The following is a 16,603-nucleotide window of genomic DNA, read 5'->3' on the forward strand; positions in this document are numbered from 1 at the left end:
GGATCGGCCGCCGGACCGCGTGTTCCCCCACGTTTTCGCAGGTGATCTCCTATGGTGGAGCCCTGCCCGCCGCGCGTCCGCCGGCCCTCCGGTCAGGGAGCGGTCCCAGCGGTTTCAGAAATTTCCAGAAAGGGTTGCAAAGCGTCGTGATCCGCGAGGGCGAGGCGAGGGCCCACTGGATCGACCGCGACACGGTGGCGTGGCAGGTCGACCCGTCGTTCGAGCACGCTCTGGCGTGCGGCGCCGAGCGGGTCATCCGGCTGTCGCCCGGGACGCTGAGCGACGGGCAGCGGAGCGCGTGGCCGCACCTGGCGTCGTACACCGCGCTGAAGGTGGACCCGCGCGACGCCGGCCTCGTCCGCGAGGCGCTGCGCGAGCGGGTCCTGGCCGTGGCGCGGGACGGCTCGGGCGAGCTCGCGGCGGCGACGGGCGTGCAGCTCCCCGGCGTGCTCGACGACCTCTACGCGGGGGCCGCCACCGCGCCGCTCGGCCCCAGGGGACGGGCGGTTCCGAGGCTGTCGCTGTGGGCGCCGACCGCCCGCAAGGTCGAGCTGGCCCTGTACGACCCCACTGATGGGCCCACTGATGGGCCCACTCATGGGCGCGGCCGGAGCGTGCACCCGATGCGGCGCGACGACGAGACCGGCGTCTGGTCGGTACGCGGGCTGCCGGCCTGGTGGGGCCGCGAGTACACGTTCCTGGTCACGCACCACTCGGGGACGAACGAGGTCACGGACCCGTACGGCCTGGCCGTGACCCCGGACGGCGGGCGCAGCAGGCTCGTCGACCTCGACGGCCCCGCGCTCAAGCCGCCCGGCTGGGACCGGCTCGCCAAGCCCCCGGCCGTCCCCCAGCACCGGGCGACGATCTACGAGCTGCACGTGCGCGACTTCTCGGCCTCCGACGCCACCGTCCCGGCCGGGCTGCGCGGGACGTACGCGGCCTTCGGCCTCGACTCCGCCGGGATGCGGGAGCTGCGGGCGCTGGCGGAGGACGGGCTGACGCACGTGCATCTGCTGCCGGTGTTCGACTTCGCCACGGTGCCCGAGCGCAGGGCCGACAGGACCGAGCCCGACTGCGACCCAGACTGTGACTTCGCCGCGCTGCCGCCCGACTCGCGGCGGCAGCAGGAGTGCGTGGCGCGCACGGCCGCGACCGACTCCTTCAACTGGGGGTACGACCCGCTGCACTACACCGTGCCCGAGGGCTCGTACGCGACGGACCCCGACGAGCGGATCAAGGAGTTCCGCGCCATGGTCGCCGCGCTCAACGGGGCCGGGCTGCGCGTGGTGATGGACGTGGTCTACAACCACACCCACTCCACCGGCGTGCTCGACCCGATCGTGCCCGGCTACTACCACCGCCTGCTGGCGGACGGCGCGGTCGCCGACTCCACGTGCTGCCCCAACACCGCGCCCGAGCACACGATGATGGGCCGGCTGGTGGTCGACTCGGTCGTCACCTGGGCCCGCCAGTACAAGATCGACGGCTTCCGCTTCGACCTCATGGGTCACCACCCGAAGGCCAACCTCCTCGCCGTCCGCCGAGCCCTCGACGAGCTGACCGTGGACGGGGACGGCGTGGACGGCAGGTCGATCATCCTTTACGGCGAGGGCTGGAACTTCGGCGAGGTGGCCGACGGGGCCAGGTTCGAGCAGGCCACGCAGGCCAACCTGGCCGGGACCGGCATCGGCACGTTCACCGACCGGCTGCGGGACGCGGTGCGCGGCGGCACCCCGTTCGAGGCCGACCCGCGCGTGCAGGGGTTCGGCTCGGGCCTGGCGGGCGCGCCGAACGGCGCCCCGGTCAACGGCACGGCCGAGCAGCAGCGGGCCCGGCTGGCCGGTTACACCGATCTGATCAAGCTCGGGCTGGCCGGGAACCTGCGCGACTACGTGCTGCCCTCCGGGAAGAAGGGCTCGGAGATCGACTACAACGGCGCACCCGCCGGGTACGCGGCCGAGCCGGGCGAGACGGTGTCGTACGTGGACGCGCACGACAACGAGACGCTGTTCGACGCGCTGGCGTACAAGCTGCCGCAGCCGACGCCGATGGCCGACCGGGTGCGCATGCAGGTGCTGTCGCTGGCCACCGTGCTGCTGGCGCAGGGGACGGCGTTCGTGCACGCGGGCAGCGAGCGGCTGCGCTCGAAGTCCCTCGACCGCAACTCCTTCGACTCCGGCGACTGGTTCAACCGGCTGCTGTGGGACTGCTCGCTGGGCAACGGGTTCGGCGGCGGGCTGCCGCCCAGGGCCGACAACGAGCCCAGGTGGCCCTATGCCGGGCCGCTGCTGGCGGACCCGGCCCTGCTCCCCGGCTGCGCGGCGATCGGCGAGTGCCGGGCCGGCTTCGGGGAGCTGTTGCGGATCCGGGCCTCGTCGCCGGCGTTCGCGCTGGGATCCGAGGTGCGCGAGCGGCTGACGTTCGCCGATGCGGCGGACGGGGTGATCGCGATGCACGTGGACACGTCCGGGCTGGACCCGCGCTGGTCGTCGGTCACCGTGGTCTTCAACGCCACTCCGGCCACGCAGGTCCAGCGGATGGAGCGGCTGGCGGGGCGGTCGGTGGTGCTGCACCCGGTGCAGGCCGTCTCCGGCGATGCGGTCGTCCGGGAGTCCGCCTTCGACCCGGACACCGGCACGCTCACGGTCCCGGCCCGCACGGTGGCGGTGTTCGTCGCCAAAACCCACCCGGGATAGAGGTGGGACGGCTCGGGTAGGGGGAACATTCAGGACGAAGAACATACATCACTGGCGTTGGCGATCGCGACAGCGCAAACTGGATGGACGGCGATCGCGTGGAGCAGTGGAGCACCCGTGGACAATCACCTTGATCACATGCCGGTCCTGTCCCGCGGCAGACATCGCAATCCGAAACGCGGTGCCTGCTTCATGGAACTGGCCTCCTACCTGGCCGGAGAGCGGTGGAGCGACCACCCGGCCTGCACCCACCCGTTGCTGGCCGCACTCGCCCGCCTGGTCAACGACAACACCAGCGACGAAAGCCGCGCCCAGCTCGTCCACCTCGTCCCGACCATCATCGGCCTGACCAGCGACGACCTGAGGCTGGACGCCCGCATCGCACTGCGCTGCGCCACGACGGCCCTGCCGGTGGCGGCGGCCGAGCGCCAGCTCGCGCTGGCGGTGTCGGTGCTGGCGGCCGAGGAGATGCTCGCCAGGCTCGAAGGGGCCCCGTCAGGACAGCTCAGCGAGCGGAGCCGCCGGGCGATGGAGGAGGTGCCGCACGCGGCCGAGCAGGCCCGGCGCTTCAGCCGCGCGGCCCGGATCACGGAGAAGGGCTTCCGCCGGTACGCGGCGCCGAACGCGGTGCAGCTGTCGGTGGTGGGCATCGTCCAGGCCTGCATCGCCGACCCGGACGCGCTGCTGCGCCGCCTGCTGGAAGAGGCGATCGACGACTGCGTGACCCTCATCCGCACCCCGGAGCGCACCACCCCGGCCCCGGCCCACGCCTGACCGGTTCACGGCGGCGCCCGGGTGCCGGGCGCCGTCCGTGATCGGGCTTCTTCGCAGCTCAGGGAAGCCTCTCCTTCGTTGCGGATCTTGGTGACCTGTGTCTACATTTCCAGATGAAATATTGGGAATGGAGGCACTTTCGTGACTATTGAGCTGACTCATCCTTATTCGCCGGAGAAGCACCACAGCCACCGTGACGTCACCGGTGGATGGTTGCGGCCCGCCGTCTTCGGGGCGATGGACGGGCTGGTGTCCAATCTCGCGCTGATCGCCGGAGTCGTGGGCGCGGCCGGCGCCGGGCGCGGCGCGGTGGTGGCCGGGGTCGCGGGGCTGATCGCGGGTGCCTGCTCCATGGCGGCCGGCGAGTACACCTCGGTGAAGTCCCAGACCGAGCTGATGCGGGCGGAGATCGCCGTCGAGCGGCGGGAGCTGGCCCGCAATCCCGAGGGCGAGCAGGCGGAGCTGGCGGCGATGTACCGGGCGAAGGGGCTCGACGCGGACCTCGCGCGGAGGGTGGCCGAGGGGCTGTCGGCCGATCCCGAGCAGGCCCTGCGGGTGCACGTGCGGGAGGAGCTGGGCGTGGACGTCGACGACCTGCCCTCGCCGTACGTGGCCGCCGCGTCGTCGTTCGGAGCGTTCGCGGCCGGGGCGCTGGTGCCGCTGGTGCCGTTCCTGTTCGGGGCGTCCGGGCTGATGGTCGCCATGATCGTGAGCGTGCTGGCGCTGTTCGGGTTCGGGGCGGCGGTGGCGCGCATGACCGCGCGGCCGTGGTGGCTGGGCGGGCTGCGCCAGCTCGCGCTGGGCGCGGGTGCCGCCGCCGTGACGTTCGGGCTGGGGCATCTACTGGGCGTCACCGTCTCGTAAGACCCCGCCGGGAACGTGTGACATTCTCGTGACTGTACGTGATGGGCCCCTGGGCGGATCATGTCGGCATGGACGGATTCCTCGACGAGACCCGCTCGGGAGTGACCGAGCTGCGCGTCCACGGCGTCTCCGGCACACCCCCCGAGGGCATGCTGAACCACCCCCACCCCTGGATCGTCGCCGGTGACGGCACCACCGGGTTCTACCGGCGCTGGTGGACCGACGGGCCGCCGGACGGCGAGCACGCGGACGTGCCGGACTCCCGCCATCGCGAGGCGTACGCGTGGGGCGGCCTCACCTCCGGCGGTAAGACGATCGCCCTGTGGCTGCTCCTGCTGCCGTTCGCGTTGGCGAACCTGTCGTACTTCATGCTCCCCAGACCCGCGCGCGGCACGGGCCTGCGGCACGTGACCGAGGCGGCGCAGCGGCTGTTCGCCCTGCTGCTGACCGGCACTCTCGTCGGGGCCGTCACGCGGGCCAGCGTGGACCTCGTCGGCTGGCAGTGCACCGCGGCCGGGCGGGCCTGCACCTACGACACCGCGCCTGTGTGGGTGCACTGGCTCGGCGCGCTGTGGGGCAACGAGCCGTCCCGGCGGCTGGCGGTCACCGCGCTCGTCCCGCTGCTGATCGTGGCGCTCCTGTGGTGGATCGCCCGGCGCACCTGGCAGCGGGACGAGCGCACGGCCGTGCCGCCCGACGGCGGCGGCGCCGAGCTGCCGCTGGCCCGGCCGCGCCTGTGGCACGGCGACGAGCCGGTGTGGCGGCTGCGGGTCGTGCACGTCTGCTTCGCGATCGCCTCGATCGGGGTGGCCGTGGCCGCGCCGTTCGCGGGCACGCCGCTGGGGCTGGCCCTGACCGTCGCGAACGCGGCCGTGGAGCTGGCCGCCGCGGTGCTGGTCGTGCTGCCGGGGATCGCCCGGCGGCTGGACCCCGGCTCGGACGAGCGGATCCCCGGCTGGCTCACATTCGCGTGCCGGGCGCTGCGCGTGCTCGCGCCGCTGGTGTGCCTGGCCACCCTCGGGGCGGCGCTGGCCGGGCTGGCGCCGGGCGCGCCCGGACGGCAGCTGCCCGGCGTGGGGGTGGGGACGTTCCAGTTCGCGCTCACGGTCGGGATCGGGGCGTTCATCCTGGTCGCCACCTGTGTGCTGGCCTGGATGGACCGCGCTTCCGGCGAGCCCCGGGCGATGGGCGGGATCGCCGCGTGGTTCGTGCTGATGGTGGCCGCGGGCAGCGCGAACGTGCTGGCACTCGGCCTGCTGTTCTGGACCGCCACGTTCTTCGGCGTCCCGGGCACCTCAGCCTCCCCGGAGCCGGTCGGCAAGAAGCTCTTCCTCGACGACCCGGTGTGGTGGACGGCCGCGCTGGTGCCGCTGCTGGCCGTCGGTTTCGCAGGCCTGGCCGTCACCCTGTACGCGATCCGCGGGTCCGACGCCGCCCGGCTGACTCCCGAGGTGACACCCCTCTACGGCCAGCGCGACGGTGGCGCGGTGGCCGGGAAGTGGGCGCTCGCCGCCCTGACCGACCGCGCCGGGCTCGTGCTGGCCGTGCTGACCGGCATCGGCGTCGCCGGGTTCGCCGCGGTGACCGTGATCTACCAGTTCCACCTGTTCACTCCGAACGGCGGGATCGTGGGGCTGCTCGCCACCCTCGGCAGCTGGGCCATGGCGGCGGTCATCGTGGGCCTGGTCTTCCTCGGCCGCCGCACGTACAGCGACTCCGGGCTGCGCCGGACGATCGGGATCCTCTGGGACATCTCCACCTTCTGGCCCCGCGCCATCCACCCGCTGGCCCCGCCGTGCTACACCGAACGCGTCATCCCCGAGCTGATCGACCGCGTGGGCCGGCTGGCCAAGGAGGAGCGGGAAGAGGTGGTCCTGTCCGGGCACAGCCAGGGGAGCGTCATCACCGCCGCCCTGGTGCTGCAGCTCGGTCCCGAGGTGCGGGCCCGGGTCAGGATGCTCACCCACGGCTCGCCGCTGCGCCGCCTGTACGCCGCCTTCTTCCCCGCCTACTTCGGCACCGCCGGGCTGTCGGCCGTACGCGACGCCGTCCCCTGGTACAACCTCTACCGGCTGAGCGACCCCATCGGCGGGCCCGTCTTCGGCCACGTCGACCCCCTGGCCCCCGGCGCCCCCAACGGCGTGGACGTCTTCTGCTGGGACCCGCACCGGCCCGCCCCCGGCGAGCCCCTGCCCGAGGCCCGCTGGCACTCGGACTACTGGCTCGACCCGGAGTACGACGAGGCGCTGAGCCGATTGATCGTCGGATCGTCGCGAAGCCCTTCGCCTGAGCCCCCGGCCCGGTAGGGTTTCGGGCGTTTCCAACAAGAGCGGGGGTCGGTCGGTGAGGTGGGTGCTGTTGCTCCTGGTGTCGTCCGCCCTGTGGTGGGCCGCCCCGCCCGCCCAGGCGGCGCAGGAGGACGCCGGAGGGCGGGTGGCCTTCATCGGGGTGCCGGGGCTGATGTGGGACGATCTCGACCCGGCGGACACGCCCCGCCTGTGGCGGCTGGCCGGGCAGAGCGGGATCGGGTCCCTGTCGGTCAAGGCCGTGGGCACCGTGACCTGCGCGTACGACGGGTGGCTGACCGTGGCGTCGGGCGTGCGGTCGGCGGTCGGGCGCCGGTGCGGGATGTCGCCCGAGCCGGTCGCGCAGGGAGCCGGGGCCGTGGTCTCCGAGGTCCCCGGGCTGCTGCAACTGCGTGACGGGACCTTCGCGGGCACGCTCGGGACCGCCGTGCACGCCGCCGGGCAGTGCACGGCCGCCGTCGGGCCCGGCGCGGCGCTGGCCCTCGCCGACCGGACGGGCAAGGTCGACCTGTACGCCGCCGAGCCCGCCGGGCTGGCCGACTGGTCGCGCTGCCGGATGCTGGCGGTGGACGTCGACGTGCTGGTGAAGCCGTACATCGTGGACGGCAAGCTGCCGCTGGAGCCCGAGCTGCTCGCGCCGGAGCGGCGGCGCGCCCTGGTCCGCGAGGCCGACGCCGAGGTCGGCGCGGCCCTGGACAAGCTGCCCCCGGACACTGAGATCGTGCTGGCCGGGATCGGCGACCACGGCTCGGTGCCGCACCTGCGGGTGGCGATGTGGAAGCGCGCGGGCATGGTGGCCGCGCCGGGCGGCGAGGTCGCCGGGCCGTCGGTGGGGGCCAACTCCACCCGGCGCGCGGACATCGTCGTGCTGCCCGACATCACGCCCACGCTCCTCACCGCGGCGGGCATCGCCCCGCCCTCCACCGTGATCGGGCTGCCGTGGCAGCTCGGCGAGCGCACCACGATCGACGATTTGCGCAGGGCCGACCTCAAGGGCACCGCCGTACGCGGCACGACCGGCGTCTTCTTCACCGCCTTCGCCATCGTCCAGGTCGCCTTCTACGCCCTCGCCTACTTCCTGCTGTCCAGGCGCAGGCGGCTGGGCGCGGTCGGCGTGGCCGCCATCGTGCTCGCCTCCATCCCCGTCTCCACGTACGCGGTCAACCTGGTGCCGTGGGAGCGCAGCCCGTACCCCGTGCCGACGCTGATCGGCGGGGTGCTGGCGAGCACGGCGATCGTCGCGGTCGTCGCGCTGGGCGGCCCGTGGCGGCGCCACCCGCTGGGCCCGCCCGCGGCCGTCGCGGCCACCACCGCCGCCGTGCTCGTGGGCGACCTGCTGACCGGGACGACGCTGCAGTTCAACAGCCTGATGGGCTACACCGCCGTGGTCGGCGGCCGTTACTACGGGCTGGCGAACATCCCGTTCGCGCTGCTGGCCACGGCCGTGCTGATGGTCACCGCCGTGGCCGCCGAGCACTTCGTCCGCGTCGGCCGCAAGCGGCTGGCCGTGGCCGGGGTGACGGGGCTCGGCGTGGTGGCGATGCTGCTGGCCGGCTGGCCCGGCGTGGGCAGCGACTTCGGCGGCGTGATCGCGTTCGTGCCGGGCATCGCGGTGACCGCGATGCTCGTCGCGGGCAAGCGGGTGTCGGTGCTGAAGCTGGCCGCGTTCTGCGTGCTGGGCGGGGTGGCGGTGTCGATCATCGCGGTGCTCGACCACCTGCGCCCGCCCGCCTCGCAGACCCACCTGGGGCGGTTCGTGGGGCAGGTGATCGACGGGACGTTCCTGCCCATGATCGGGCGCAAGCTGGGCGCCATGCTGAACACCATGCTCTCCCCGAACCTCATGCCGATCGTGCTGGCCGGCCTGGCGTTCCTGATCTTCGCGGTGCTGCGGCCCGGGCAGATCAGCGCGGGCATCGTGCCGAAGGCGTTCGCGCGGGCGCCCATGCTGCGGGCCGGGCTCGTCGGGGCGCTGGTCAGCGGCGTGGTCGGCATGCTGGTCAACGACTCGGGCACGGCCGTGCTGTCCATGGCGGTCGCGCTGGCCGTGCCGCTGGTGCTGCACGCGGGCGTGCGCTCGGCGGAGGAGCCGGACTCACCAGCCGAGGTGGAGCTCCTCGGGGGCCCGGTGGATGAACGTGGCCGCCATGACGACGTCCTCGCCGGCGAGACGTAGACCGGGCAGCTCGCGTACGAGCAGCTCGAGGGTGACCTTGAGCTGCTCGCGGGCCAGCAGCGCGCCCGGGCAGCCGTGTACGCCGTGCCCGAACGACAGGTGCCGCACCGGCTCCCGCGCGATGTCGAACTCGTCCGGCCGCTCGAACACCGCCTCGTCCCGCCCGGCCGAGCCGAACGACACGAACACCGTCTCGCCCTCGCCGAGCGCGGTCCCCGCGAGCTCCAGCGGCCTGGTGACGGTGCGGCGGAAGCCCTGCACGGGCGCCTCGTACCGGGCCGCCTCCTCGATCGCCGCGCCCGCCAGCTCCGGCCGCCCGCACAGCAGCTCCCACTGGCCGCGCTCGCGCAGCAGGCGGTGCACGACGGTGCCGAGCAGGGCGGTCGTGGTCAGGTGACCGGCCAGCATGACGTTCTGGGTGTTGGCCACGATCTCGTCGTGCTGCTCGGGCGTCGGCTCGCCGGGACCCGGGGCCAGGCCGCGCGACAGCTCGCCGGTCAGGCTCTCGGCGGTCCTCGACCTGGCCGCGTGCGCCGCGAAGAGGTGCCGCAGCGCGGCCACCTCGCGGGCCGCGGCCACCTGGTCGTCCTCCGACATCGGGGTGAACAGCAGGTCCTCGGCCCGGTTGCCGGCCCGGATCGCGGCGGGCACGTCGGCCGGGTCGAGGCCGAGCAGGTGGCCGATCACGGCGGCCGGGAGCGGCCTGGCGTACCCGGACATCCACTCCACGTGCCCCGCCTTGGCGAACGACGCGACCAAGTCGCCCGCCGTCGCCCGGACGAACGGCAGCGCCGCCGCAACCTTGGCCGGGGACAGGCCGCGGGTGAGCGGCCGGCGGTAGCGCGCGTGCGCCTCGCCGTCCGTGCTCAGCACCACCGGGGCGCCGCCGGGCGCGCCCGCCAGCTCCGCGAACGCCCGCGGGCCCGGGATCACGTCGGGCCGCAGCGCGCCCTTGGAGGAGAAGTCGTCCGGGCGCCCCAGCACCTCGCGCACGTCGGCGTGCCGGGCCACCAGCCAGGCGTCCAGCTCCTCGACGAAGGTCAGCCCCGGCGCGGCGCGGGCCCGGGCGTAGACGGGATACGGGTCGCGGTAGAGCGCCTCTCGATCCACGCGTACCATCCTGCAAGCCCTGGTGGAGGGTCGACAAGATCTGAAATTTTCTTTTAGTTCACTCTTAAGTCTTGAAAGTTATATCCACGAGCGATTGAGTTCGGTCGTGCAGTCCCTCAGAATCCTCACAGCTTCGGTGCTGGCGTTAGGCCCCCTCGCCCTGGCCACGGCCCCGGCGCAGGCCGATCCCGCGCCCCCCGTAGAGGACGCGCTCAAGGCGTCGTCCTACCCGCCGCCGTCCACGCTGCTCGCCCAGGATGCCGGGCAGCGGCTGGAGACGGCCAAGAGGACCCGGCCGGTCGCGCCGGGCATCTCGCTCACCTCGTTCGACACCTACGACGCGCTCGGCTGGCTGCGCGCGGACGCGGTCACCGCCGACCTCGGCGGCGCGAAGGCCGACTACCTGTACTCCGGCGAGGTGTCCAAGACCGAGCCGCTGTCCGGGCCCGCCAAGCGCGCGCACGCCGTCGCGGCCGTCAACGGCGACTTCTTCGACATCAACAACTCCGGCGCCGCCCAGGGCATCGGCGTGCAGAACGGCTCGCTGGTGCAGTCGCCCGTCACGGGCCACGAGAACGCGGTCGCGATCACCGGTGACGGCCTCGGCCGCGTGCTCAAGATGTACTTCGAGGGCACCGCCACCCCGGCCAGCGGCACGCCCATCGCGCTCACCCAGTTCAACCAGATCGTGAAGAGCGGCGGCGTCGGGCTGTTCACGCCGCTGTGGGGCTCGTTCAACCGGGCCCGCGCCGTCGAGGGCGCCACGTCCGTCGCCGAGGTCGTCCTGGTGGACGGGGTGGTCTCCGAAGTACGCACGTCCGCCGGCACCGGCCCCATCCCCGCCGGGACCACGATCCTGCTGGGCCGCGACGCCGGGGCCACCGCCCTGTCCGCGCTGAAGGCCGGCGACCGCGTGGACGTCAAGTACCAGCCGAAGTCGTCGGACGGCAGCCAGGTCAAGGCGGCCGTGGGCGGCAACTGGGTGCTGGTCAAGGACGGGGTCGTGCAGAACTCCACCGACCCCGCCGCGCACCCCCGCACCGCCGTCGGGTTCTCGGCCGACGGCAGGAAGATGTACCTGCTGACCGTGGACGGCCGCCAGGTCGACAGCCGCGGCGTCACGCTCAACGAGCTCGCCGCCATGATGGTCGACCTCGGCGCCGCCAACGCCCTCAACCTCGACGGCGGCGGCTCCTCCACCATGCTCGCCCGCGAGCCCGGCGCCGCCGACGTCCAGGTGGAGAACAGCCCCTCCGACGGCGGCGAGCGCCACGTGCCCAACGGCCTCGCGCTCTACGCGCCCGAGGGCAGCGGCAAGCTCAAGGGCTTCTGGCTGGAGACCGCGAGCGACCCCGCCAAGGCGCCCGGCGTCGGCCCGGTCGCGGGCGGCCGCCCCGACCGCGTCTTCCCCGGCCTCACGCGGCGGCTGACCGCCGCCGGATACGACGAGACGTACGGCCCGGCGGCCGGCACGCCGTCGTGGCGGGCCAACCCGGCCGTGCACGGCGTCGTCCGCGACGGGAAGTTCCACGCTCTGGTGCCCGGCCAGACCACCGTCACCGCCTCCCGCGGCGGCGCCAAGGGTGCCATCGACCTGACCGTCCTGCAGCCGCTCCAGCGGCTCGGCGCCACCGCCGACCGGCTCGGCCTGGCGGGGGCGGACGGCGTGGCGACGTTCGGCGTGGTCGGCTACGACCGCAACGGCAACTCCGCGCCCGTCGAGCCCTCCGACCTCACGCTCGACTACGACAAGAGCCTGTACGAGGTCACCGCGGCCGAGCACGGCTACTTCACCGTCAAGGCCAAGAAGGCCGTCGGGTCCGGCCTGATCACCGCCAAGGTCGGCAAGCTCAGCACGGCGGTGCCGGTGACCGTCGGGTTCGAGGAGAAGCCGGTCGCCGACTTCGAGGACGCGGCGAAGTGGACGTTCGCCGCCGCCCGCGCCACCGGCTCGCTGTCGGCCGCGCCCGGCCAGAGCGGGGGCGGGCTCAAGCTCTCGTACGACTTCACCACCTCGACCGCGACCCGGGCCGCGTACGCCAGCCCGCCGCAGCAGATCGTGGTGGACGGCCAGCCGCAGGCGTTCGGGCTCTGGATCAACTCCACCGGCAAGGGCGAGTGGCCGAGCCTGGAGTTCTACGACGCGCTCGGCCAGTCGCAGATCCTGCGCGGTCCGTACATGACGTGGACCGGATGGAAGTACGTCGAGTTCGCCGTGCCTCCGGGCGTGAACTACCCGCTCAAGCTGCGGCGCTTCTACGTGGCCGAGACCAAGGCGGACGCGAAGTACACCAACGAGATCCTCATCGACGGCCTGGTGGCCAAGGTGCCGCCGTCGATCTCCGCCCCCGCCGCGCCGAAGGTCGTCGATCCGGTGGTCAAGGCCGACGTGGGCCGGATGCCGTGGCGGTTCGCGGTCATGTCGGACGCGCAGTTCGTGGCCCGGGACCCGGACAGCGACATCGTCAAGAACGCGCGCCGCACGCTGCGGGAGATCAAGGCGGCCAAGCCGGACTTCCTGCTGATCAACGGTGACCTGGTGGACGAGGCGTCGCCCGAGGACTTCGCGCTGGCGAAGAAGATCCTCGACGAGGAGCTCGGCGGAACCCTGGAATATCACTACATTCCCGGCAACCATGAGGTCATGGGCGGCAAGATCGACAACTTCAAGGCCGTCTTCGGCGACACGTACAGCACCTTCGACCACAAGGGCACGCGCTTCGTCACCCTGGACACCTCGCGCCTGAACCTGCGCGGCGGCGGCTACGACCAGGTGGCCATGCTCCGGTCCGAGCTGGACAAGGCCGCCGGCGACGCGTCGGTGGGCTCGGTCGCGGTGCTGTTCCACGTGCCGCCGCGCGACCCGACGCCCGGCAAGGGCAGCCAGCTCGGTGACCGCAAGGAGGCGGCGCTGGTGGAGGGCTGGCTGGCGGACTTCCAGCGCACCACCGGCAAGGGGGCCGCGTACATCGGGGCGCACGTGGGGACGTTCCACGCCTCGCACGTGGACGCGGTGCCGTACTTCATCAACGGCAACTCCGGCAAGAACCCGGCCACCGCGGCCGACGACGGCGGGTTCACCGGGTGGTCGCTGTGGGGCGTCGACCCCGTGACGCCGGCCGAGGCCGAGCACGTGCGGCGGAACTGGTTCGCCGACGCGCCCGACTGGATCGGCACGCAGGTCCGGCCGCACCTGGACGACCTCGTGCTCACCGCCCCCGCGACCGTCGCGATCGGCGCGCCCGGCGCGGTGACGGCGGCGGTCAAGCAGGGGAGCCGTACGGTCCCCGCGGCCTACCCGGTCTCGGCGGCGTGGTCCGGCTCGCCCAACCTGTACGTCGGCGGCCGTGACGGCGTCAAGCCGTGGCACGTGGCCTACTTCGACCCCTCGACGGGGACGCTGACGGCGCTGCGGCGGGGGCAGGTGACGGTCGCCGTCACGGTGAGCGGCGTCACCCGCCAGGCCACCGTGGCGCTGGCCGCCAAGGCCGCCGCCTGACCTCCCTCCGGGCGGGCCGCCGCGGCGGCCCGCCCGGGCTCCTGAACAGCCCGGTCGTACCATGAAGGGAATGCATTCATAACAGCGAGTCGCCGTCTCCTCCCGGGCGATCGCGCCGCAAGGCGCTCAGAGGAGACGGGAGACGCTGATGGCGCTCTTCGACACCGACGTGATGATCGTCGGAGCCGGCCCGACGGGCCTGCTGCTCGCGGGCGACCTCGCCGCGAGAGGCGTCGCGTGCATGATCGTGGATCGGGAGCTTCGGGGGTCGAAGCTGTCGCGGGCGTTCGTCGTGCACGCCAGGACGCTGGAACAGCTCGACGCCCGGGGCGTGGCCGACGAGCTGATCGAGACGGGCTCGATCTTCGGGACGATGTCGATGTTCGGCAACCTGGAGATCGACCTGTCCCGGCTGCGGTCGCGGTTCCCGTTCCTGCTGTGCACCCCGCAGTACAACACCGAACACGTGCTGGAGAACCGGGCCTCCAGGCTCGGCGTGGAGGTCATGCGCGGGGTCGAGGTCGTCGGTCTCCGCCAGGACGCCGACGGCGTGGACGTGAGCATGCGCATCGACGGCACCATCCACAGCCGGCGCGCGAAGTTCGTGGTGGGCGCCGACGGCGTGCGCAGCGTCGTACGGGACGCACTCGGCGTTCCGTTCCTCGGGCGTTCCGCGGTGGACTCGGTGATGCTGGCCGACGTGCGCCTCAGCCGGCCCCCGACGCAGGAGCTGGGCCTCAACACCGGCGCCGAGGGCTTCTGCTTCGTCGCCCCCTTCGGGGACGGGCGCTACCGGATCATCGCCTGGGACCGGCGGCGGCAGCTTCCCAGCAGCGCGCCGGTCACGCTCCAGGAGGTGAGTGACATCACCCGCAGCGTCATGGGCGGCGATCTCGGCCTGCACGACGTGCGCTGGCTGACGCGGTTCCACAGCGACGAGCGACAGGTTCCCAGCTACCGCGTGGGCCGGGTGTTCCTGGCGGGCGACGCCGCGCACGTGCATTCCCCCGCGGGCGGGCAGGGGATGAACACCGGCATGCAGGACGCGGCCAACCTCGGCTGGAAGCTCGCCGCGGCGGTCCAGGGCTGGGCGCCGGACGGCCTGCTCGACACCTACCACGCCGAACGGCATCCGGTGGGCGGCATGATCGTGCGGCTCAGCGGTCGCCTGCTCACGACGGCCCTGGCCCGTACCCGGCGTGACAGGGTCCTGCGGGCGACGCTCCCGATCATCATGAACCGGTTCCCGCCGGCCGCCCGCCGGCTGCGGGAGGCCATCTCCGGCCTCGCGATCTCCTACTCCGCGCCCCGGGGAGCGCACCCGCTGGTCGGGCGGCGGGTCCCCGACGTCCTCCTGACCGGCGACGCGAGCCGGCTGTACGAGGCGCTGCGCGACGGGCGCTTCGTGCTCCTGGCCCCCGCCGACGAGCCCGCCGACGAGCCCGCCGTGCTTCCGCCGGCGCGGGTCAGGCACGCCACGCCGAGAAGCGCCCGCCTGCCCTCCATGCTGGTCCGTCCGGACGGTTACATCGCCTGGGCGAGCGCCGCCGCCGATCCCGCCACCCGTGTCCTCGGCCTGCGTTCCGCCCTGGCGGAATGGTGCGGCCTGCCGCCGGCGTCGCCCGTGACCGGCCCGGTCGGGACGAGGCTGCCCGGTTGATGGCCTGACCTGCGCGTATGTGGGTAACAGGCCCATGGAGGTGTGGTGACCATGTCGAACAAGGACTCGGCGGCGGAGCCCGGATTCAAGATGCTGGCGGACATCAAGCCGCCCTTCATCCCCGAGGGTGCTTCGGGGATGACCATCCTCGTCGAGTGGTCTCCCGGCCACCCCGGCCTTGCTCCGCACCGCCACGCGGGGCCGGCCTTCGGCTACGTGATCGATGGCGCGATACGGTTCGAGCTCGAAGGTGAGCCGGAGCGCGTGGTCGAGGCCGGTGAGACGTTCTGGGAGCCGGGCGGCGACGTGATCCACTACCAGGACGGCAACGCCTTGCCGGACGCGCCGACCAAGTTCGTCGTGTTCATGCTGTGCGCGCCCGGTCAGCCGATGCTGACGTACGTCGACGAGGCGGAGCTGGCGCAGCGGGCCCACCTGCGCGCCCCGCGCCCTACCGCCGGGCAGGGCCCGCAAGGCTCTTGAAAGCGTACGTCGGTCCGCGGCAAGTCGGCTGAAATCGGCGTATCGCACATTGTCGTCATCTCGCCACGAAAGGACGGCCCCCGATGACGATCCCCCGTACTCTCGCCGGTCTTGCCATCGCCGCCACCGCCACCATCGCCGCTGTCACGACCATCGCCCCCGCCGCACAGGCCTCGACCGCGGCGGATTCGGCCGCGTGGGGCCCGTACTACGCGCCGGGGCGCGCCGCCCACGCCGTGGGCACGCTGACGGCCACGGGGGAGGACCACGCCGACCTGCCGACGGCCGACGTCGTCCGGGTTTCGGGCAAGGTGTACGACCACACGCGGCCCGCCGCCACCTGCGGCTGGGCGGTCTTCCGCATCACGTACCGCTCCGGGAGCAACCTGCCGTTCCGCCAGCACGCGGTGCGCGACTGCTCGTACCGCGCCCCGAAGCGGTTCTCGTTCTCCTACCGGGACGTCTACCAGGTCGAGCTCAAGGTCTGCTCGGAGTCCAAGTCCGCCAAGCCGTCCCTCGTCTGCCAGTACGCGGGCACCTGGAAGACCCTCTACCTGTCGAAGTAGCCGCACTCAGATCTCGGAGATGATCTGCCGGCGCTTGGCGGCGTACTCGTCGTCCGTGATCGCCCCCGTCGTGCGGAGCGCCTCCAGCTCCTCCAGACGCTGGGCGGCGGACCGCTCGGACGGCGAGGCGGCGCCGGCCGCCGGTCGTTGATCCTGGTGCCGGTCTCCGACATGCCGGTGATCTGGGCGAGCGTCAGCACTCCGCTCCGCTCCAGGGCGGCGGTCCTGGCGGCCGCCTTCGCGCCGCGGCGGGCCAGGGCCACCGCGACCACCACGTCGGACACCGTGAGCACCAGGCCGACGTAGAACATCCACTGGATCTCCGCGCGTTCGGCCGGGCCGAGTGCGAGGTAGACGATCACGAAGATCGGGCCGACCAGCCCTCCGCAGAGCAGGACGACCAGTTGTGACCTCAGATAACGCCCGAACATCGGCCTGCTCCCGTCAGCGGGGCGGTGGATCGGGT

At 73.0% G+C, this 16,603-nt stretch carries 11 protein-coding genes; 9 read left to right on the forward strand and 2 right to left on the reverse strand.

From position 1 onward, the window contains the following. The first annotated feature begins 146 nt into the window (after positions 1-146). The 5 genes from pulA to AB0L65_RS25785 all read left to right on the forward strand — a co-directional run bounded on the left by pulA (position 147) and on the right by AB0L65_RS25785 (position 8,819). Entirely contained in the window at positions 147-2,699 is a 2,553-nt protein-coding gene (pulA, locus tag AB0L65_RS25765; protein ID WP_364249600.1) for a pullulanase-type alpha-1,6-glucosidase, read from the forward strand. 192 nt (positions 2,700-2,891) lie between these two features. Next, positions 2,892-3,473: a hypothetical protein gene (locus AB0L65_RS25770; RefSeq protein WP_350727893.1), complete on the forward strand. Its 582-nt coding sequence runs from the start codon at positions 2,892-2,894 to the stop codon at positions 3,471-3,473. 141 nt (positions 3,474-3,614) lie between these two features. Next, positions 3,615-4,337 carry a VIT1/CCC1 transporter family protein gene (locus tag AB0L65_RS25775; RefSeq protein WP_364249602.1) on the forward strand — a complete coding sequence of 241 codons (723 nt, stop codon included), beginning with the start codon at positions 3,615-3,617 and terminating at the stop codon, positions 4,335-4,337. 68 nt (positions 4,338-4,405) lie between these two features. Beyond that, positions 4,406-6,643: a hypothetical protein gene (locus AB0L65_RS25780; protein ID WP_364249605.1), complete on the forward strand. Its 2,238-nt coding sequence runs from the start codon at positions 4,406-4,408 to the stop codon at positions 6,641-6,643. Positions 6,644-6,689: 46 nt separating this feature from the next. Then, positions 6,690-8,819: a hypothetical protein gene (locus AB0L65_RS25785; protein ID WP_364249608.1), complete on the forward strand. Its 2,130-nt coding sequence runs from the start codon at positions 6,690-6,692 to the stop codon at positions 8,817-8,819. On the opposite strand, the gene AB0L65_RS25790 is transcribed toward AB0L65_RS25785, so the two are convergent. Continuing rightward, a complete protein-coding gene (locus AB0L65_RS25790; RefSeq protein ID WP_364249611.1) occupies positions 8,739-9,929 on the reverse strand; it encodes a cytochrome P450 in 1,191 nt (396 codons plus the stop codon). The two genes, AB0L65_RS25785 and AB0L65_RS25790, sit on opposite strands and share 81 nt — an antisense overlap. A 106-nt stretch (positions 9,930-10,035) precedes the next feature. Between AB0L65_RS25790 and AB0L65_RS25795 the strand changes: the two genes are divergently transcribed. The 4 genes from AB0L65_RS25795 (at position 10,036) to AB0L65_RS25810 (ending at position 16,137) form a co-directional block, all read left to right on the forward strand. Continuing rightward, positions 10,036-13,428, forward strand: a complete 3,393-nt coding sequence (locus tag AB0L65_RS25795) for a phosphodiester glycosidase family protein (RefSeq protein WP_364249614.1) — start codon at positions 10,036-10,038, stop codon at positions 13,426-13,428. A gap of 148 nt (positions 13,429-13,576) precedes the next feature. Then, positions 13,577-15,088, forward strand: a complete 1,512-nt coding sequence (locus AB0L65_RS25800) for an FAD-dependent monooxygenase (protein WP_364249617.1) — start codon at positions 13,577-13,579, stop codon at positions 15,086-15,088. Between the two features lie 51 nt (positions 15,089-15,139). Further along, positions 15,140-15,571 (forward strand): cupin domain-containing protein, encoded by a 432-nt coding sequence (locus tag AB0L65_RS25805; protein ID WP_364249620.1) that lies wholly within the window; start codon positions 15,140-15,142, stop codon positions 15,569-15,571. Positions 15,572-15,654: 83 nt separating this feature from the next. Next, a complete protein-coding gene (locus tag AB0L65_RS25810; protein ID WP_364249623.1) occupies positions 15,655-16,137 on the forward strand; it encodes a hypothetical protein in 483 nt (160 codons plus the stop codon). Here AB0L65_RS25810 and AB0L65_RS25815 read toward each other — a convergent pair. Beyond that, positions 16,122-16,568, reverse strand: coding sequence for a hypothetical protein (locus AB0L65_RS25815; RefSeq protein WP_364249626.1), 447 nt, complete (start codon positions 16,566-16,568; stop codon positions 16,122-16,124). The two genes, AB0L65_RS25810 and AB0L65_RS25815, sit on opposite strands and share 16 nt — an antisense overlap. Positions 16,569-16,603: the final 35 nt, after the last annotated feature.

Source organism: Nonomuraea sp. NPDC052116 (assembly GCF_040680035.1).
Lineage (GTDB): Bacteria > Actinomycetota > Actinomycetes > Streptosporangiales > Streptosporangiaceae > Nonomuraea > Nonomuraea angiospora_A.